General features: G+C 60.2%; 19 protein-coding genes. 6 read left to right on the top strand and 13 right to left on the bottom strand.

Annotation, left to right across the window (positions count from 1 at the left end):
- The first annotated feature begins 2,218 nt into the window (after positions 1–2,218).
- Both FZX09_RS08440 and FZX09_RS08435 read left to right on the top strand, forming a co-directional pair.
- Positions 2,219–2,554: a hypothetical protein gene (locus FZX09_RS08440; protein ID WP_226401964.1), complete on the top strand. Its 336-nt coding sequence runs from the start codon at positions 2,219–2,221 to the stop codon at positions 2,552–2,554.
- Positions 2,555–2,805: 251 nt separating this feature from the next.
- Complete coding sequence (locus FZX09_RS08435) at positions 2,806–3,093, top strand: DUF2808 domain-containing protein (protein WP_226401962.1); 288 nt, start codon at positions 2,806–2,808, stop codon at positions 3,091–3,093.
- A 10-nt stretch (positions 3,094–3,103) separates the two neighbouring features.
- Here the strand turns inward: FZX09_RS08435 and FZX09_RS11920 are convergent, their stop codons facing one another.
- Genes FZX09_RS11920 through FZX09_RS08425 form a run of 3 tightly spaced genes read right to left on the bottom strand, consistent with a single transcriptional unit; the run spans position 3,104 to position 4,063 of the window.
- Positions 3,104–3,238 carry a hypothetical protein gene (locus FZX09_RS11920; RefSeq protein WP_255599769.1) on the bottom strand — a complete coding sequence of 45 codons (135 nt, stop codon included), beginning with the start codon at positions 3,236–3,238 and terminating at the stop codon, positions 3,104–3,106.
- A complete protein-coding gene (locus FZX09_RS08430) occupies positions 3,238–3,843 on the bottom strand; it encodes a PAP/fibrillin family protein (RefSeq protein ID WP_226401960.1) in 606 nt (201 codons plus the stop codon). The genes FZX09_RS11920 and FZX09_RS08430 overlap by 1 nt, the downstream gene beginning before the upstream one ends.
- Before the next feature lie 4 nt (positions 3,844–3,847).
- Positions 3,848–4,063: a Nif11-like leader peptide family natural product precursor gene (locus FZX09_RS08425; protein WP_226401958.1), complete on the bottom strand. Its 216-nt coding sequence runs from the start codon at positions 4,061–4,063 to the stop codon at positions 3,848–3,850.
- Between the two features lie 83 nt (positions 4,064–4,146).
- Here FZX09_RS08425 and FZX09_RS08420 point away from each other — a divergent pair, with 83 nt between their 5' ends.
- Positions 4,147–4,863, top strand: a complete 717-nt coding sequence (locus FZX09_RS08420; protein ID WP_226401956.1) for an SDR family oxidoreductase — start codon at positions 4,147–4,149, stop codon at positions 4,861–4,863.
- Here FZX09_RS08420 and purB read toward each other — a convergent pair.
- The gene (gene purB, locus FZX09_RS08415; protein WP_226401954.1) at positions 4,821–6,116 is read right to left on the bottom strand and encodes an adenylosuccinate lyase; all 1,296 of its coding nucleotides are present in this window, start codon (positions 6,114–6,116) and stop codon (positions 4,821–4,823) included. The two genes, FZX09_RS08420 and purB, sit on opposite strands and share 43 nt — an antisense overlap.
- A gap of 224 nt (positions 6,117–6,340) precedes the next feature.
- Complete coding sequence (locus FZX09_RS08410; protein WP_006851285.1) at positions 6,341–6,679, bottom strand: P-II family nitrogen regulator; 339 nt, start codon at positions 6,677–6,679, stop codon at positions 6,341–6,343.
- 125 nt (positions 6,680–6,804) lie between these two features.
- On the opposite strand from FZX09_RS08410, the gene queF reads away from it, so the two are divergent.
- Positions 6,805–7,194 (top strand): preQ(1) synthase, encoded by a 390-nt coding sequence (queF, locus tag FZX09_RS08405; RefSeq protein WP_226401952.1) that lies wholly within the window; start codon positions 6,805–6,807, stop codon positions 7,192–7,194.
- Here queF and FZX09_RS08400 read toward each other — a convergent pair.
- The 4 genes from FZX09_RS08400 to FZX09_RS08385 all read right to left on the bottom strand — a co-directional run bounded on the left by FZX09_RS08400 (position 7,182) and on the right by FZX09_RS08385 (position 10,790).
- A complete protein-coding gene (locus tag FZX09_RS08400) occupies positions 7,182–8,468 on the bottom strand; it encodes a cytochrome c biogenesis protein ResB (RefSeq protein ID WP_226401982.1) in 1,287 nt (428 codons plus the stop codon). The genes queF and FZX09_RS08400 overlap by 13 nt on opposite strands.
- 5 nt (positions 8,469–8,473) lie before the next feature.
- On the bottom strand, positions 8,474–9,187 hold the full coding sequence (locus FZX09_RS08395; RefSeq protein WP_226401950.1) for a cytochrome c biogenesis CcdA family protein: 714 nt from the start codon (positions 9,185–9,187) through the stop codon (positions 8,474–8,476).
- 54 nt (positions 9,188–9,241) lie between these two features.
- Positions 9,242–10,450 (bottom strand): FtsW/RodA/SpoVE family cell cycle protein, encoded by a 1,209-nt coding sequence (locus FZX09_RS08390; RefSeq protein WP_370624217.1) that lies wholly within the window; start codon positions 10,448–10,450, stop codon positions 9,242–9,244.
- 139 nt (positions 10,451–10,589) lie between these two features.
- Positions 10,590–10,790, bottom strand: coding sequence for a hypothetical protein (locus FZX09_RS08385; protein WP_226401946.1), 201 nt, complete (start codon positions 10,788–10,790; stop codon positions 10,590–10,592).
- A gap of 96 nt (positions 10,791–10,886) precedes the next feature.
- Between FZX09_RS08385 and FZX09_RS08380 the strand changes: the two genes are divergently transcribed.
- Positions 10,887–11,693, top strand: coding sequence for a TlyA family RNA methyltransferase (locus FZX09_RS08380; RefSeq protein ID WP_226401944.1), 807 nt, complete (start codon positions 10,887–10,889; stop codon positions 11,691–11,693).
- Positions 11,694–11,750: 57 nt separating this feature from the next.
- Here FZX09_RS08380 and FZX09_RS08375 read toward each other — a convergent pair whose 3' ends face one another.
- The 4 genes from FZX09_RS08375 to FZX09_RS08360 form a co-directional block, all read right to left on the bottom strand.
- Positions 11,751–11,951, bottom strand: coding sequence for a phycobilisome linker polypeptide (locus tag FZX09_RS08375; RefSeq protein ID WP_006851140.1), 201 nt, complete (start codon positions 11,949–11,951; stop codon positions 11,751–11,753).
- 5 nt (positions 11,952–11,956) lie between these two features.
- Positions 11,957–12,445, bottom strand: coding sequence for an allophycocyanin subunit beta (gene apcB / locus FZX09_RS08370; RefSeq protein WP_226401942.1), 489 nt, complete (start codon positions 12,443–12,445; stop codon positions 11,957–11,959).
- 39 nt (positions 12,446–12,484) lie between these two features.
- Positions 12,485–12,970, bottom strand: a complete 486-nt coding sequence (locus tag FZX09_RS08365) for an allophycocyanin subunit alpha (protein ID WP_006849995.1) — start codon at positions 12,968–12,970, stop codon at positions 12,485–12,487.
- 409 nt (positions 12,971–13,379) lie between these two features.
- On the bottom strand, positions 13,380–16,331 hold the full coding sequence (locus FZX09_RS08360; RefSeq protein ID WP_226401939.1) for a phycobilisome rod-core linker polypeptide: 2,952 nt from the start codon (positions 16,329–16,331) through the stop codon (positions 13,380–13,382).
- A 146-nt stretch (positions 16,332–16,477) separates the two neighbouring features.
- On the opposite strand from FZX09_RS08360, the gene FZX09_RS08355 reads away from it, so the two are divergent.
- Entirely contained in the window at positions 16,478–17,647 is a 1,170-nt protein-coding gene (locus FZX09_RS08355; protein WP_226401980.1) for a bifunctional 2-polyprenyl-6-hydroxyphenol methylase/3-demethylubiquinol 3-O-methyltransferase UbiG, read from the top strand.
- The last annotated feature ends 8 nt before the right edge of the window (positions 17,648–17,655 follow it).

Raw genomic sequence — 17,655 nt, 5'->3', positions numbered from 1 at the left:
AGGAGTGACCTCTATAGAGAAGAGCAGTCATGGTTAGTTCCTCAGAAAATTCCAAGTCCCCGTTCCGTGGCTTGGAGTGCCTGCGCCCCATCGAAAGGGGTGAACGCTGTGTAGCGGTTGCTACAGAAAAATTATACGCCTGAGTCTTCTGCCGACGGGCGGATGTTGCGACATGACTCCATTGACGCTTGGTAGAGGATGCAGAAGGCAGGCTGGAAGCGCTCTCTTTCGGCTGTGCGTTGAAGAGTGAGTGCGGCGCTGGCGAGCTGACCGGCTGTATTTCATCTGACATGGCGTTGCGGTAAGGCCTTCATCTGTCGCGCATGCGAGGGGGTGGGTGCGCGGCTTCCCCTTTTTTGTTGCATTAGCTGCTGGGGCACAAAAAGCCGGGTCATTACATCCTGCTTTAAGTGCAGATAAGCCTGTCTATCGGCTGACAGACGACAGGTAAGAGAACGGTCATACCCATCTCTCCAGGAAAACAGCTCACTAGTAGTAGGCCTTGGGTTGATTGGCCGGAGAGGGCTGCGCGACTTCAATGAACAAGGAGAGGACGGAAATCAGCGCACGTAGCGGGCATAGCTGGGGAGTCTTTTTAATCGAATCTGAGTGGAGTAACCCGTCGGCGTGATGATGTTAACCACCTCAGGAGCAGGGCAATTCAGCATGTAACCACTTTTGGTCAGCTTGTCCCAAGATTGTTTGAGTAATTCAGTGTCCATAAATCCTCGATAACACAAGTCATCGGGATTTCGCCAGTGCTTCCTGACCATTCACTAGCGGTTGCCAATATGTGCCGCTTGATGCAATTTGGTGCTCACGGAGTTATTAGCTTGTTGGTCATGCCTGATTGATGGTTATGGCTTTTGACGAACTTGACCGGACGACGCGGTACATCAGGGATGCAAAGTCTCGTGCCCTAGAGGTACTCAATCAAAGCTCTCCAAAACTCACTGCACTTGAGAAGGCGATGTGGGTGAGGTTGAAGCGGGGTGAACGCCCCTGCAAGAGCAGCAATGGCTAGTACCGGTTTTCTTCCAATTGGAGAATCAGGCTTTTCAAGAGCATTTTCATGCCCAGTGACATAGGGCTCAGAATTGATTTGATGTAGGGGGAGACGTAATGGGTGTTCTGCAGTGCACCCGCTAGTGCCGTCTCTTCGGCTTGTTCCTTGGGCGAACAGCTATCGAGCTTGCCGGTCCCTGCTGTCTGTCAGTGCCTCAGCTGAAGAGAAGACTGCTAAATGGGTTCTCGACAAGTTTCATGCCTCTTGGTGAGCAGAATGGTGACCAGAAGGTTTTTAATGCTCCAAAGATTGCGGTAATTGTTGGGACCGTCTGCATGCCAAACAATTCCGCAGCTTTCGCGAACCGCCAGCAATGCCCGGGCTTCAGCCGCCTTCGCAATACCTGACCCTCTCTGGAGACAACGGGGGGTCCCACCCAGACCTTGGGCTCATCACACAGACCGCTGTGGGGATGGTCTGAATCAACAAGCAGAACGCGATGACCAGCAGCGCGAAGCCTGTGCCAGGGGCGTGGATGTTGGCTTGGAACCAGGGTTTGTTTGCCATTCCGTCAGTTTGGCGTTGAACGTTTAGACAAACAAACCATCCAGCTTAGTTGTTGATTTTGCTGAGAAAGGCGGACCCAGCAGTTGCCGCTGACATGGGTCCGTGTCCCGGCCGGAGCCCTCCAGAGCGGGATACATCTTGAATAAGACAGTGACCTCAACCGATTCGGCCTGATTCGATACCGGTCTGGGGTTTTTGTCACAAGCAGAAAGAAGACGGTCTGGCGTCTATTTCGCAAGCCCATGCTTGATCTTCCTTAGCAGCACTTGAACTAATTCGGTTTGCAAGGCTGGTCTCGCTGTGATTTGCTATCCGGCACGGACCGCCCTTTTTTGGGCTTCATTCGAGCACTCGCTCAACATGGGTGAGATGGGGAGCGAATATCAGCTGAGGTTGGCTTCTTGCTGAAAGCTCGGTTTATTTGGGCAGCAGCTGAAGCAACGTGGTCCGCACCCTCAAAGATCAATGGTTCGCTTTGGCGGTCGGAGCCACGGCACTAACCGCACTGTTCTGGCTTGAGTTGATTGCCTACTGATCAGGATTCTTTAGATCAGATGTCGAGATCTGTTTCCGCAGCTAGGTGTTGTGATTGATCAACTCGATCATTGTGGCGCCGGAGCCGAACCAGCTGCTTACAACATAGGTGTGAGTCGGCTCTGTTTGTCGCAGGGGCTAAGCGATGAGCCAGGGATTCAGTTAGATGTTCTGACCCATGAGGCCATCCACGTTGTTCAGGATTGTCTTGATGGTTTGGAGAAGCCTTCGTCGTCCACGATCAGCTTGATGCTGCAGGCGCAGGGTGGCTTCAGCCCTGAACATGTTGATCGGTTTTTCGCTCACCATATTGACCGTTCAACAGCGGAGCACGTGCTGACGGTGACCCAGGTGCTCGGGCCGCTGCAGCGCCAGAGCGAAGTAGAGGCCTATGCGATTCAGAGCCAGACCGGCATGGTCGAATCCTTGCTGGTCAGGCATTGCTGAGGTCGCGCAAGGACAGGTACTTTGGCCTCACAGGTTGTACTGATCACTATCCCTAACGTTGCTTCATACCTCGGAAAAATTGGATGAAGCGCCAGTGGATTGCCACACTTTTGCTGTCTCCGATGCTGTGGCTCGAGCCGTCGTCGTCATTCGCGCAATCGCACCACGATTACGGTTGTGGTTTCTCCCGATGCTGGCAATGCATTGGGCGCGCTTGTTCTTCGGCAGCTGCCCAATCTTGATCAGTGGGATTGGGCCGGTCCGAACCTCGCGTTTATCTCGGCGACTATTCCCTTCGCCGCAAAGGAACAAGCGGATTGGGTGCCGCTGATGTTTCAGAGTCCGAAGAGGACTTGAACATCCTATTCAATCCAGTAATCCAGCCGGGGCAAACTATGAATGTTGTGTTCCGTGGCTTTAATCCTCAGTTCAGTATTTATCAATGGTCAACGGAACTTATGGCAGATGGAGAGGATCCCGTCCGTTATGTCGGCCCCACCCTGCGTTTGAACGTTTACGAGCAGGATTCTTACCGGTAACTGTTGGCTTTTAGAGCAAATTTGGGTAGGCATTGAAGAGTCCCCAGATCACCAGTGCGGTGATCGATGCGAATATCACGGCAGTCCATGCTGCAAGATCAGCGTTGTTGCTGGACCCCTGCAGAAGCTGAAGAAGGCGTGCCATCAGATGGAATGCAAGCCCTTCGGTTCTGGCTCAGCTTGCTGGCAAATTCCAGCCATGTTTGCGAGTCCACATACACCAAAAAAGGTTTTCAGATTTAAATTGTTTCGCTTTAGCAGCGCGAAGGTTGTTCCTACATTGCCTCTGCAGATCCTTGGCTGTTCATCCAGCACGGTGATGTCGAGCCATGCCGGCGTGCTCTGCTGAACTTTTCGCATCCAACTCAACTTTTGGCGGTTCGGTAAGGAGGGGCCGACCCAGCCTCCCTGGCGAAAGCACACCATGACCCGCTGGCTGCTGGCGACCTGCACCTCCGCCCGCACACGGATGCCCCTCAAAGCACTTAAGAGGCCGCGCAAGCGCAGCAGATTGCAGCCGCGTCCGTGCTCTGGATCCAGGATCTGCAGGTTCTCCAGCCCGGAGCTCGGCCTTAACCAGGGTTGCTGGGAACTGCTCCAGTGCAACTCCCAGACCCCGCGAAGCAAGTTTGCTGAGTTGGTGAGGTCGGCGGGCTGCTCATGTTCCACCCGTTCGATCAGCGTCTGCAGGCCTGCATCGTTTGGCTTTTGCCGCAGCAGATCCACCAGTTGGTCGCGGTGATGCCCCAAGGGTCTAGTGGTATTCGCCGGGGTGCTGAATCTTGGTGACGCTCACGCCTGACGAACTTTTGCCAGAGAAGCGCAGCAGTTCATCGCCGGAGACTTCGTAGCCCAACTTCTGGGCAATCAGGGCCGCAGCATCGGCACTCACGGCCTGCAGCACCTGCTCTCTAAGAGAAGGGTCTCTCGAGATGTGAGCAAAAAATTGCCGGAGTTGGGCAGTGCTCATGCCGCTGGAGATGACGAGCCGATTCTGACCCGTCTGCTCTTGCCTCGTGCCTGTTGACTGGTGCGCAGATCAGGTCTGATGGGATGACGCAATTAGCGGTGTCGGGCGCCTCCGGCAAAACCGGATGGCGCGTGGTGGAGGAGGCGCTTGAGCGTGGTCAATCGGTTCGAGCCATCGTTCGACCTGCGTCCGTGCTCCCCCCTGCCCTGGCCCAGGCCGAGCAGCAGGGGCGCCTGGAGGTCTGTCGCCTGGAGCTGGACACGGCGGAAGCGTTGCTCCATGCGCTGCAGGGCTGTAAAGCCTTGGTGATCGCAACAGGCGCTCGACCTTCGATCAACCTGGCGGCTCCCTTGCAGGTGGATGCGTGGGGAGTGCAGGCGCAAGTGCAGGCCTGCCGCTCCCTAGGGCTGAAGCGTGTTGTGCTGGTGAGTTCCCTCTGCGCCGGCCGTTGGCTGCATCCCCTCAACCTGTTCGGCCTGATCCTGGTCTGGAAGCGGGTGGGTGAACGCTGCCTCGAGCGAAGCGGCCTGGATTGGACCGTGATCCGGCCTGGAGGTCTCAGTGAAGACGACAACCGCAGCACCACCGAGGGCGTACTGGTGACCGATGCTGATCAACAGCAGAGCAACAGCATTCCGCGGCGTCTTGTGGCGCAGGTTTGCCTGGATGCTCTTGAGCAGCCGCTGGCCTGTGGTCGCATTCTCGAAATCACCAGCTCCCCTGGGCAGCCCCTGCAGCCCTTGGGGCAGTGCTTGGATCAGATGCCCAGCCGCTCCCAGATCACGCCGAGGTTGGCCTGATGCAGCTCGGTGCTGAAACAGTCAGCTAACTGCGCAGCCGAGAGCCGTGAGCTCACATCGGCATCGGCTTCCAGATTGGCTCGGAAGTTGCCGCCGTCGGTGTTCCAAGCGGTGTGGGCGTTGCGCTGCACGACCCGGTAGGCCTCTTCTCGGCTCATGCCAGTGTCCACAAGGGCGAGCAGTACCCGCTGGCTGAACACCACGCCGCCATAAACATTCATGTTGCGGCGCATGTTCTCGGGGTAGATCCCAAGACCCTTCACGACGCTGGTCATCTCCCGCAGCATGAAGTGCAGGGTCACCGAGCAATCGGGAAGCATCATTCGCTCAGTGGAGCTGTGGCTGATGTCGCGCTCATGCCAGAGGGCCACGTTCTCAAGAGCAGCAATGGTGTAGCTGCGCAGCACCCGGGCCAGACCGCTGATCCGCTCGCTGCGGATCGGGTTGCGTTTGTGGGGCATGGCAGAGCTGCCTTTCTGGCCCTTGGCAAAGTTCTCCTCCACTTCCAATACATCGGTGCGTTGGAGGTTGCGGATCTCCGTGGAGAAGCGCTCCAGGGAAGCGCCCACTAGAGCGAGGGTCTGCACGTAGTCGGCATGGCGATCGCGGGAGATCACCTGGGTGCTGGCGGTGTCGGGGGTGAGCCCGAGGATCTCGCAGGCGATGGCCTCCACCTGGGGATCGGTGTTGGCATAGGTGCCCATGGCGCCGCTCACCTGACCCACGGCCACATCCTGCTCCAGCCGTTCCAGGCGGATGCGGTTACGCTCTGTTTCCGCCAGCCAGCCGGCAACCTTGAACCCGAAGGTGATCGGTTCGCCGTGGATTGCATGGGAGCGGCCAATCATTTCCGTGCCCTTGTGGGCTCGGGCCAGTTCGAGCAGAGCGTCTGCCAGGGCATCGAGTTCGGTGCGCAGCAGGGCCACCGAGCGTTTCAGCTGCAGGGCCACGCCCGTGTCCAGCACATCGCTGCTGGTCATCCCCACATGGATGTGGCGCCCGGCATCACCAACGTGCTCATTCACGTTGGTAAGGAAGGCGATCACGTCGTGGCGCACCTCGGCTTCGATCTCCAGGATGCGTTCTACCTCGAAGCTGGCCTTCGCCTTGATGGTGTCGAGGGCCTCCTCTGGCACGCGACCGAGCCGGCAGTTGGCTTCGGTGGCAGCGATTTCCACATCAAGCCAGCTCTGGAATTTTGCCTGCTCACTCCAGACGGCTCCCATCTCAGGAAGGGTGTAACGCTCAATCACCGGCGCGCTCGGTTGAACAACCCAACAAATCTATGGGGCCGTCATCCTGGGTAAATGATCTCAATGCCGGGTCTCAGTGAGACGCAGTTCTGTCGTGATTTGCTTTTCTTGGGCCTTGCTGTTGGAAGATCAGCACCTAGATCCGCCGATGTTCAGAGGAAGTACCCGGCCCGGAATCGATTGAGAACGGGCCGATTCTGAGCGGGGGGTCTGGTGTTGCGAGCTCAGAGGGCCGTGCTGTCGCGGTCGCCGGTGCGGATGCGCACCACCGATTCCACAGGGCTGATGAAGATCTTGCCATCACCGATTTCGCCGGTGCGGGCGGCATCAGCGATTGACTTGACCACCTCTTCGACCCGGTCGTCTTCGACCACCACTTCAATTTTCAGTTTCTGCAGAAATTCAACGGTGAATTCCGAGCCGCGGTAGCGCTCCACCTGACCTTTCTGGCGGCCGAAGCCCCTCACTTCGCTCACGGTCATGCCGATGATCCCGGCTTCCACCAACGCCACCTTGACGTCTTCCAGCTTGAAAGGACGAATGATTGCTTCGACCTTTTTCATGGGGAGAGTACCGATCTATTTTTAAGGATGCCGCGGTTCTCAAAGCCGTGCGTGGCAGCTGTTACAGAACGCTGCCGAAGCTTGACTTCCTAAGGTCGCTGATGAGAACTGGCCCGTTCAGCGCTTTGACCCAGACCCCCCTCTACGGCGAACGCGCCATCGCCGAAGCCGAGTTGATCTGCTTCGACAATCCCCGGCCCGGGCGCCCCTACGAGGTGTCGATCGAGCTGCCGGAATTCACTTGCAAATGCCCCTTCTCCGGCTATCCCGATTTCGCGGTGCTGCGCCTGATCTACCAACCCGGGCCACGGGTGGTGGAGCTGAAGGCGATCAAGCTTTATGTGAACAGCTACCGCGACCAGTCGATCTCTCATGAGGAGGTAACCAATCGCATCCTCGATGATCTGGTGACGGCCACCGACCCGGTGTGGATGCAGCTGGAAGCCGATTTCAACCCCCGCGGCAATGTGCACACCGTGGTGCGGGTCAGTCACGGAACCCGTCAGCCCTGCTGATTGGTAACCCCCTGCTGCAACAGCTGAGGCAATTCAGTGGCAAAGGCCGCGAGGTTGCGGTTGCAGAGGCCGCCGACGCTGAGGGTTCCATCGGCTGCGATAGCCCACAGCTGCCGGGTGGCCACGAGGCTCAATCCACCGCCCATCAGCAGCACTGCGAAGCCCAAGTACACCAGCGGCACCCCAGGATCTCGTTTGAGCAAGAGTCCGCTGGCCGGCAGCACCGCATCCACCCGCATCGGCAAGCCCTTCACTTCTGCTGCGGGTCCACCCGGTCGCAGCCGGGCGAGCTGATGGCCGTCCGCATCGAAAACCGTGGCAGGACCCTGTTCGCTCTCCAGACTCAGAAACACCGGTTCCGTGCCATCCGGGCGGGTTGGGAGCACCAAGCCCCAGATCTGATCACCCAGCTCCGGATAGGTCTGCAACGGTAGCTCCAGCACGGGGCTGCGCCCGATTTGCAGGCTGATCGTTGCGAGCGACCAATCTGCCTGATAGATGGTGATGCCCCGGTGCCGCAGTGGGTGATTGACGCTGATCTCGGCATCCAAGCTTTGGTTGGGTCCCTGCAGCTTCAGAGCTGAGCGGAACTGTTCCGTTCGGCCGGCCGGGTCCCGATCGATGGCGAAGCGATCCAGGGTGATCGTCAGCTGACTGGTGCCGTCGCGATCCAGCAGATCGAGGCTGCGGCCGGGGGCCAGGAAGCGCTCAAGGCGGTTCCCCGCCAGGGCTCCCCAAGCCGCGCCAATCATCAGCAGCACCAGGCCGGTGTGAACGAGTAGGGGGCCCACCCTGCCGATGGCGCCGCGCCGGGCCGCAAGCCGTTGTGGCTTGCGTTGCACCTCCCATCCGCTGGCCCGCAGCACCGACTCCAGCTGCGTTAGTCCCTGGCTGGGGTCTGGGCAGGGCTGGCTTTCGGCGATGGCCAATTTGCTCAGCTGGCGTGTGGTGCGGTAGTCGATCCAGCGCCGGGCCGCCATTAGGGCTGGCCACTGACGGCGCCAACTGCAGAGGATCAGGGCGAGCCCCAGCCACGCCAGTAGTGCCAGAAACCAGCCGCTGGAATACACGTGATCGAGCTGCAATTGCAGCACCTGCTCGCCGTTAAGCAATCCCAGCCAGGGGGTGTCGGCATAGGCATCGATGTAGCTGGAGGGTGGATCCCCCTGGGGGATGCCGGTGCCCATGGCACTTGCCAGGGCAATTAGCAGCAGCAACACGATGGCCAGCCGTAGATCGCTCAGCCATGCGGCCATGCGTTTCAGTAGCGCCATCCCCATCAGCTCCAGCGTGCCAGCAGGGTCAGCAGGCCGCTGGTGAGCAGCACCACACCACTGGCTGGCGGCACCCAGCGGCTGATGCCCCGCAGGGCTAGCAGTTTGGGAATGGCTGCTGCAAAGGTGCCCGCCAGCAGCAGGGGCAGAACTTGGCCGATGCCGAAGCTACTGAGCAGGGCCACTCCCGCCAGGGGGCGACCGCTCTGGGCAATCCAGCCCAGCAGCACCGCCAACACGGGGGTGGTACAAGGTGAGGCCGCCAGTCCGAAGGCCAGTCCTGCCGCAACCGGCGCCAGCGGGGGTGGTACCTTCTGACGCCACTGCTCTGGATCCGGACCACTGGGCAGTGGAATCCGCAGCACTCCCAGCAGGTTGAGCCCCATCGCCACAGCCAGGATCGCCACCAATGAGGGGATCAGTGACGGCACTTGACCGTAGATCCGGCCCAGCAGTCCGCTGATGCTTCCCAGCACCACCAGGGCGCCGACAATGCCGCCGCAGAAGGCGAGGCTGCGCTGCCACGGTGGTTGGTCATCCTCGAAGCCCGCCAGGTAGGCCAGTGTCACCGGTAGCAATGACAGGGAACAAGGCCCGAGGCTGGTTAGGGCGCCCCCACCAAACACCAGCGCCAGCGTCAGTGGACCTGGATCCGCCAGGGCGCGCTGCAGCAGCTGTTCGCTGCTCTGGGCCAAATCGGAGAGCAGCAGCAGGTCCACAGGTGCCTTTGAATACGTAGAGCCTATCCAGGCGAGCCGATCGTTAGACCAGGTTCAGCGTTGGCGCACGGACCGTTGTCGCTTGTTGGATCGCCCCCCGATCAAGCCTGTGGATTCCAGCGAACAGCGGATCAGCAGCCCCAGGATCACCAGGCTCGACATCAGCGAGTTGCCGCCGTAGCTGATCAAGGGCAGCGGCAGACCGGTGGTTGGCATCGCCCCAGAGGCCACCGCAATGTTCAGGATCGACTGGCCCACCAGGATCGTGGTGCAGCCGATGGCCACGAGCCGTGCCTGGTTGCTGCGGCAGCGCAGGGCCACCCGCAGCCCCACCCAGGCCACCAGCATCAGGAACAGCAGCAGCAGCACCGACCCTACAAATCCAAATTCCTCGGCGAACACTGCATAGATGAAGTCGGTGCTCTGGATCGGTAGGTATTGGAGCTTCTGGGTTGAGAGGCCATAGCCCTGCCCCATCCAACCGCCGGATCCGATCGCCAGCAGGCTCTGCACCAGCTGATAGCCATCGCCCATCGGGTCGTTCCAGGGATCTAGAAATGAGACCACCCGGATCCGCTGGTATTCATTGACCAGGATGCTGGCGGTGCCCAGCAGCGATCCCGCCAAGGCGGTGCCCAGAAGGCTGCGCCAGCGCAGGCCGCCGGCCAGGGCCACCATCCAGAGGGTGAGTCCCATCAGGGCTGCAGTCGAGAGGTTGGGCTGCTTGAGGATCAGCAGCAGCAGCCCGCCGAAGCTGCCGAGCCATAGCAGCTTCTGGTCGAGGCTCATTCGGTTCCAGGGGGCGAACAGGTTGGCGGCCTGCAGCACTACAAAGGGTTTCACTAGCTCCGAGGGCTGCATCTGCAGTGGCCCTAGCACCAGCCAGCGGCTGGCGCCGTTCACTGTGGTGCCCATCACCAAGGTGGCGGCGATCAGAAGGCAGCCCATCCACAGCCCCGGGCCTGACCAGCGCAGCCAGCGCCGCAAGCTTGTGGAGATCGTGATGGCCAGCAGACTCCAGCTGGCCATCAGCCAGATCGCCTGCCGTTTGAGGTAAAAGCCGCCGTCGCCCATTTCCCGTAGGGCCACCCACCAACTGGCGGATGCCAGCACCACCAGCCCTGCCACACTCCAGAACCCGACAAGCCCCATCAGCAGGCGAGCTTCTGCTGGCCAGAGCTGCCACGGTAAGGGCAGCAGCCGCTGGACCAGAGCCGACTTCTGAGTCTCTTGTCTACCCCGTCGTCTCGAAGTTCTTTGCAGGGCTCTCGCTTGACCCAAACGTTTGCTCACACAGCGTCAGTGCTCCATTGAGCCGTGAAATAGTTGCCTTGCCAAGACACTGATTGAACAGAATTGTTGTCTGGGAGTCTTTGCGGGACTTGGTGAGCAGCATCTTCGCTCACGCAACGTTCAACCGCTCATGCTCAACTTCCCACTGCACATGGGATCCCCAGGATTGCTGGCGAACCCAGCAACGTCCCCCGCGGCAGTGAAGCACCTGAAAGGGAGGTAGGTCGGAGGGCTGGTTATCAAGCCGCACAAAGCTGCCCGGCCGCAACAGCGGCACCACCTTGGCGGGTTGGGGTCGGTGGCTGGACACGTCCCTCGACGCGAATTTGCAAAATCCTCTAGGCAGAACACGCTGCAGCCGCTGGATCGCCGGTTTTCTTCGGGATCGGTCTGCTTTTATGTCGCAATGGCGTCCAAACAGCGTCTTGATCTGGAACTCCTGACCCGTGGATTGGTCAGTTCACGCCAACAGGCGCAGCAATTAATTCGTGCTGGCAAGGTTCGTGATGGTGCCGGGACCCTGTTGGATAAGCCTGGAACGGAGGTGACGCCGGAGCGAGAACTGCGAGTAGAGCAGCCCCCTCGTTTTGTCTCTCGAGGGGGAGAAAAACTGCTGGCGGGCTTGAAGGCCTTCCCTGTGCGGGTGGAGGGGCGCGTTTGCCTGGACGGCGGCATCTCCACCGGGGGCTTCACCGATTGTCTGCTGCAGCACGGCGCTACTTGTGTTTATGGCGTTGATGTTGGCTACGGCCAGACGGCTTGGAGCCTGCGAACAGACGAACGGGTGGTGCTGCGGGAACGCACCAACCTGCGCCATCTGCAGCCTGACGATCTCTATGGGTCCGACGACCCCTGGCCCAGTTTGGCTGTCACCGATGTGTCGTTCATTTCACTGCGGCTGATTCTTCCTGCGTTGCGCCGGTTGTTGCGGGGGCCCGACACTGATGCGCTTGTGCTGGTGAAGCCGCAGTTTGAGGTGGGCAAGAGCCGCGTCGGCAAGGGGGGCGTGGTGCGTGACCCTGCGGCCCACCGGGATGCCATTGAATCTGTGATTGCCGCGGCCGCAGAGTCGGGTTGGCAGCCCCAGGGTTTGGTGGCTTCGCCGATCACCGGGCCTGCCGGTAACCATGAGTACGTGCTCTGGTTGGGGGAGGGGAATGCCGCTGCTCTTCCAGATCTCGATGCTTTGGTGGTGCAGACCCTCCACGGTTGATGGCCAATAAAAAAGCCCGGTCTTGAGCCGGGCTTTCAATTCACTTTGGAGCGGAGTTCAGTTGCCGACGTTGACCTGCTGACCCCCGGTGCAGAGCTCCACCTTGATGATGCGGCCGCCCTGCTTTTGGATGCGCTGTTGTTCAGCGAACCAACTGTCGTAGGGCACCCACTTGGTGAAGAAAGTGTTCTGCAATTCGCGCTGCGTCCGAACCTTTTCAGGGCTGGGGATGCAGGCGGTGACTTTGAACAACCGCATGGGGCTCAGTTGCCGAGGCCGGAGCAGATGTAGTCGAAGTAGACACCCATTTCCTTGCCGGCGTCAGGGCCGACGAGTCCGGCGGTGACTTCCTTCATGGCTTGGATGGCCTGAACGGTGGCGCCGATGGGAACGCCAAGGGAGTTGTAGGTCTCCTTGAGGCCGTTCAGAACACGCTCGTCGAGGATCGAGGTGTCTCCAGCCAGCATGGCGTAGGTGGAATACCGCAGGTAGTAGTCCAGGTCGCGGATGCAGGCGGCGTAGCGGCGGGTGGTGTACATGTTGCCGCCGGGACGGGTGATGTCCGAGTACAGCAGGGCCTTGGCAACGGCATCACGGATGATGGCCGAAGCATTAGCGCTGATGGTGGCAGCAGCGCGCACACGCAGTTCACCGCTGGCGAAATACGACTCGAGGTTGCCCATCGAGGCCGTGTCCAGGTAAAGCCCCTGGACGTCCGACTTGTTGATGACGTTGGTGATTGCGTCTTGCATGGATCGGTGAGGAGACGAGAGGGGAAATCAGCGAGCGGTTCAGGCGAGGGCGCCAACCACGTAGTCGAAGTAGGTGCCGGCTTCCTCTGCGTCGGCTCCGGTGAGGAGGCCCATGGCGACAATCTTCATCTCGCGCACGGATTCGGCCAATGCTTCGAGGGGGGTGCCCAGGGAGCGATAGAGCTCTTTCGCGCCGATCACGCCGATCTCTTCGATCGGAGTGACGTCACCGGCAACGATGCCGTAGGTAACAAGACGGAGGTAGTAGTCCATGTCGCGGAGACATGTGGCGGTCATCTCTTCGCCGTAGGCGTTGCCGCCGGGTGAGATGACGTCGGGACGCTTCTGGAACAGCTGACCACCAGCCTGCTTGACGATGCGCTCACGGCTCTCGCACAGGACCTGGGCCACACGCAGACGGCGTTGTCCGCCGGTTACGAAGGCTTTGATCTGGTCGAGTTCGCCAGGGCTGAGGTAGCGGGCTTCGGCGTCCGCGTTGATGATCGAGTTGGAGACGATGCTCATGCAGTTCTGCCTCGAAACAAGCGGCCGCCCGTAGGAGACCGGTATCCGGTGAATAAGGGGTGATCCCGAGGGATCGCGTCACAGACTAAAGGCTGAGACAGGGGGTCGAAGCGTTGGGAGTGAGACTTGTTCACATCGGTCAACACTGACCGCGGTGAACTCGCTCCCTTGGATTCGGCTGCTGCATTCTGCGCTGGCGATGGCCAGGGAATTTTGGCCGGGTAACAGTTCTTCACGGCGCATCTGTTCCGCGGAGAAGCCTTGGCATTACTGCGATCTCCGTAATCGCCCGGGATGCGGCCACTACACACAAAATTGATCCCGATGAAGTCTTACTTCACCGGGATCGGATGACAAAAACCACCATGATTTGTGGAGGCTGTTTGTCAGCGAAATGGAGGCCTGAGGATCAGATCGCGTCCCCTGTTGGAGGATTCAGGCCGGCGTTGCCGCGGTAAAGCGAGGCCGTTCGCTGGATGGTGGCTTGGTTGACCCCTGATGCGGTCGCCATGCCGTCGGTGCGGGGCACCGTCGTACTGATCCGTTCCACCAGCAGTTCAGTCACGGCAGCGCCATGACCCGCTTGAGCGCGGGTGATCAGGAAGCGGCTGGTTTCGGCTGGGGTGGTGGCCCGTCCCAGCAGAGCCAAACCTGCCGCGGAAGCGGCCCGAAGCGGAGCCATGGAGGCGATGCGGTTCTGGAACGCTTCGCTCATCGCCACTTCGGCAATGAATTCAGTCAGGTCAATGTCCTGGTTACGCAGCCGTGATTCCGCGCTGATCAGACGCTCATTCTCAGTAGGGACACGGTTGAGAAGCTGCTTGTAGGTTGCATTCAGAGCTGTCTGGAGCTCATCTTCGCTGCATGGCTGTTTCAGCTCCAGCGTCGCGGGAAGTCCTCCCCGCAAGCCGAATCCTGCAGCACCTTCCGTGACAAGAGCCATCCCCATACGCGGAAGTGCTTGCCCACTACGCGCATTGGAAGAAATCAGCTCAACGCTCCAAGTCCGACCGCCAATGCTGGTTGGCGTTGAGTTGCTGGCTCGCCGCATCGGGAAGCCAGTCCTGTTGGACGCAAGACGCTGTTGACGCACAACCGACAGCCAACTGGGCGCTGCGGCGTTTCCGCTCGTCGTTGTTGCGAAGTCTTGGGTGGCTGTCTTTTGGGTGTCTGGCAGGTTGCGTTGCGTTACATCGCCACTACTGCGGAATGCTTCCGACCGCTGTGTTTCGGGACGGCTGCTGAGGGTAAGGTCAGCGGCAGCCTCAAGCTTGAGTGCACGTGACCAGCCTGGGGTTCGGCGTGCAGTCACATCACCGGGTGTGATGAAACGTTCGTAGGGGACAGTGTCGGCCCCAAAAGCTTCGCTGTAGTCCTTGCTGTCGATTAGTGCGTCAACCACTCCGTAGAAGCCCTGTCTTGCGGCTGTATCGAAAAGCGCATCGATTTCCCAGCGGCCGAAGGTGGGTCTGCCCAGCAAACGGCGATGCATCACTTCGATCGCCTTAACGATGTAAAGGCCGCTCCAGTAGCGGCGTCGGAAAGCATCGGATTTAGCGACTGCCCGAACAAAATCCTTGAGCGAGATATCTCCGTTTTCGAGGCGGGCTTCATCAGAGCTCATGCGCTCTCCCGCATAGCCGCCGTTGCCGAGCACTTGCACGTACACAGCCTTGATCACGGCTTGGGTGCTGGCCTCAGTCGTGCGCACGCTGGGCTGACCACCTCGACCTGGATTCACAGTGCCACCCGTGGCGATCTGCTGAAGTCGCATCACACGCGGTCCACCCTTGCGGGGGCGGCTTTTGCGGAAACTGTCGCTGTCCAGTTGGCCAGGGCTGTTGAGGCCGTTGCTCACGAGCAATCGGCGGCTGTCGTAGCTGTAGGGGGCTGGTCGGGTGGCCACTGAGGCGGTCCCACTTGGGAAGATGGCTCCGAATTTGTTCGCCACCGGATCATTGCCACCGCCGTAGACGTGCTGGTCGGCAAAGGGTTGGCGGTAAGAGGCGTAGAGGGTGACGTACTGCGGTGCGCCATCGAAGGGGGCACTGAAGTTGAACAGCTTGCGGTTGGAGCCCCAGCCAGCACTTTCCTGTGCTTCCGTGCCGAGATCGCGCAGGTAGGGAACGGTTTCTTCACCGAAGGCCTGAGCGTATTCCGAGGAGTTCACCAGCACATCCACCAAGCCATTGAGCCCCTGGTCGCTGAGGATGGCAAACGACTTCCGGAATTCCTCAAGGGAGCTGATGCCTCGGCCGAGGAAGTGGCGATAAGCCAGTTCCACCACACGGCTGTTGACGAAACCGTCGTGGAACTGCTGGCGATATTCCTTGCTACGGCCAAGGGCGCGAACGAATTCACGCATTGAGATCTGGCCCTGGGCGACGGCGCTGGCTTTGTCCGCGCAGGGGGTCTGTGAATACCCCTTGGCGATGTCGCGCTCAAACAGCTGGCGGTAGGCGGCACGGATTATTTCTGCCTTCTCGGATCCGGAGAGACCCGGACGCATCTCAAACAGCTGGCGTCCTTCTGAAGCCAGGGCGTAGATCGCAGGCAGCTGCAGGCCCTGTTGCACCGCACTCCCCTGGCGTTGCTTCGTGCTCGGGGTGGGTATGGCCAGCTCCTGCAACAGCACGTTGAAGCAGTCGATGGTCATCTGACGGGCTTCAGGACGATCCCGCAGCAGTTCCGCTGAGGCGGCACGCATTTCCTGAAGGGCAACATTGGTGGCGGCCAGGGAGCAGTTCTCCAGAAGGATGTCCCGCAGCCCACGGGTGTTGACCGCAAGGATGCTGGGGTCTCCGGCTACCAGTGCGTAGCCCACATAGCGCAGGAACCAACCCATGTCGCGCACCGACTTGCGCATGAACGCCGGGCCGTATTTGGCCACGCTGATGGCGTTGAAGCCTGTGGGAAGCACCACACGAATATCAGCATCCCCACCGGCCCCTTCGAGCAGACGGGTAAAGAAGTTGCCTCTTTTTGTGGTGCCGCTGTCGCCAGTGAACGTGCGCACCGACTGCTCAAACGCGACTTGGTCAGCTGCAAGTGGAGTGCCCTTTTGACCAGAGGAACGTCCGGTTTCGCCAGTTGTTAGAGGTGCCTCAAGGAAGGAGAGGGGCGTGCCTCCCACAAAAATTCTGTTGGCGGCGCGGGCCACGATGGCCTCGGCGTTGGACGCAATGATCCGGGACGCTTCGATCCGGTCCTGACCGGTTCGGAAGAAAGTCACCAGATTGTCGAGCTCCCCGTTGTCAGGGAAACGGTCCTGCTGCTCCGCCTGACGGACGCTGGAGAGCGGCAGCGTGTCGAACAGTTGGGGAGACACGCGCGGGCTGCCGCTGCTGGCGGTCACTGTCATCGACGAAAGCAAGCCGGATCGGGACACGTTACGGCTGCCGGGATGGCGCTCCGCGGCCCCATGAACAAATGTTTGCAGGCGTTGCGGTGCTGCAGGGGATCGATGGGGCTGGCGTGAAAAGCTCGCAGGCGCCGAATCTGCGCTGCATGACCCACCCCAAGCCCAGTGATGCTGCGACTCCTGTGGTGAGTGCGTTCTATGACCGCTTTCCCTTTCCGGGGGATCCGCTTCAGGACGGACCGCCACCTGGATACAACTGGCGTTGGTGTCATCGCAGCGTGCTGGCAGCAGTGCATGGGCTGATCCCCTCCGGAACGGAGCAGCCGCGGATCCTCGATGCCGGCTGCGGCACCGGGGTCAGCACCGATTACCTCTGTCATCTCAACCCGGGTGCGGATGTGCTGGGTGTGGATATCAGTGATGGGGCCCTGGCGGTGGCGCGGGAACGCTGTCAGCGCTCCGGAGCGGCTCAGCAGGTGAACGCGTTGCGTCAGGAGCAACGCAGCCTCCTGGATCTCGGCGACGAAGGATCTTTCGATTACATCAACTCGGTGGGGGTGTTGCATCACCTGGATCAGCCGGAGGCGGGGCTGCGCTCCCTGGCGGATCGCTTGGCTCCGTCTGGTCTGTTGCACCTTTTCCTTTACGCCGATGCCGGTCGCTGGGAGATCCACCGGACCCAGAAAGCCCTGAGACTTCTGAATGCCGGCACAGGGGCAGAGGGCCTGCGTCTGGGCCGGGAGCTGTTCGAGACCCTGCCCGAGAGCAACCGTCTGGCGCGTCATCATCGTGAACGCTGGGCCGTTGATTGCGCTCCTGACGCCAATTTTGCGGACATGTACCTGCACCCGCAGGAGACCAGTTACAACCTCGAGCGTCTCTTCGCGTTCATCGAAACGGCGGGTCTGCATTTCGCCGGCTTCTCCAATCCGGAGGCCTGGGATCCAGCCCGCCTCCTGGAAGGTGAGCTGCTGGAGCGAGCCCAGGTCTTGCCACCGCGTCAGCAGTGGGAGCTTGTGGAACAGCTGGATCCCGACATCAGCCACTTCGAGTTCTTTCTTTCTGCTGCACCGGTGGAGCGAGCCCGTTGGAGTGATGAGGCCCTCGGATTGGCCAGGGGTTTGGTTCAGCCCTGCCTCTGGGGGGAACCCGATCCAATTCTTGGTCGCAACATGGAGCCGATTCAGCTCAGTGATGCCGACCGAACCCTGCTGCGCACTGTCGCCGAGCAGCCGGTACAGACATTGGGGGCCCTTGCATCTCCTGATCAGATCCGCAATCTTGTGGATCGACAGCTGCTTCTGTTGCAGGAATAACAGCAGCG

This window comes from Synechococcus sp. MU1643 (genome assembly GCF_020514095.1).
Lineage (GTDB): Bacteria > Cyanobacteriota > Cyanobacteriia > PCC-6307 > Cyanobiaceae > Parasynechococcus.
This window is presented reverse-complemented; position numbering and strand designations above follow the sequence as displayed.

Excerpts from the sequence above, each read along its gene's own strand:
- FZX09_RS08380 (WP_226401944.1), top strand. The coding sequence starts at position 10,887 with ATGGCGTCCAAACAGCGTCTTGATCTGGAACTCCTGACCCGTGGATTG.
- FZX09_RS08425 (WP_226401958.1), bottom strand. The coding sequence starts at position 4,063 with ATGAGCACTGCCCAACTCCGGCAATTTTTTGCTCACATCTCGAGAGAC.
- FZX09_RS08420 (WP_226401956.1), top strand. The coding sequence starts at position 4,147 with ATGACGCAATTAGCGGTGTCGGGCGCCTCCGGCAAAACCGGATGGCGC.
- apcB (WP_226401942.1), bottom strand. The coding sequence starts at position 12,445 with ATGCAAGACGCAATCACCAACGTCATCAACAAGTCGGACGTCCAGGGG.
- FZX09_RS08365 (WP_006849995.1), bottom strand. The coding sequence starts at position 12,970 with ATGAGCATCGTCTCCAACTCGATCATCAACGCGGACGCCGAAGCCCGC.
- FZX09_RS11920 (WP_255599769.1), bottom strand. The coding sequence starts at position 3,238 with ATGGCACGCCTTCTTCAGCTTCTGCAGGGGTCCAGCAACAACGCTGAT.
- FZX09_RS08400 (WP_226401982.1), bottom strand. The coding sequence starts at position 8,468 with ATGGCGCTACTGAAACGCATGGCCGCATGGCTGAGCGATCTACGGCTG.
- FZX09_RS08355 (WP_226401980.1), top strand. The coding sequence starts at position 16,478 with ATGACCCACCCCAAGCCCAGTGATGCTGCGACTCCTGTGGTGAGTGCG.
- FZX09_RS08360 (WP_226401939.1), bottom strand. The coding sequence starts at position 16,331 with ATGACAGTGACCGCCAGCAGCGGCAGCCCGCGCGTGTCTCCCCAACTG.
- FZX09_RS08410 (WP_006851285.1), bottom strand. The coding sequence starts at position 6,679 with ATGAAAAAGGTCGAAGCAATCATTCGTCCTTTCAAGCTGGAAGACGTC.
- FZX09_RS08375 (WP_006851140.1), bottom strand. The coding sequence starts at position 11,951 with ATGCGGTTGTTCAAAGTCACCGCCTGCATCCCCAGCCCTGAAAAGGTT.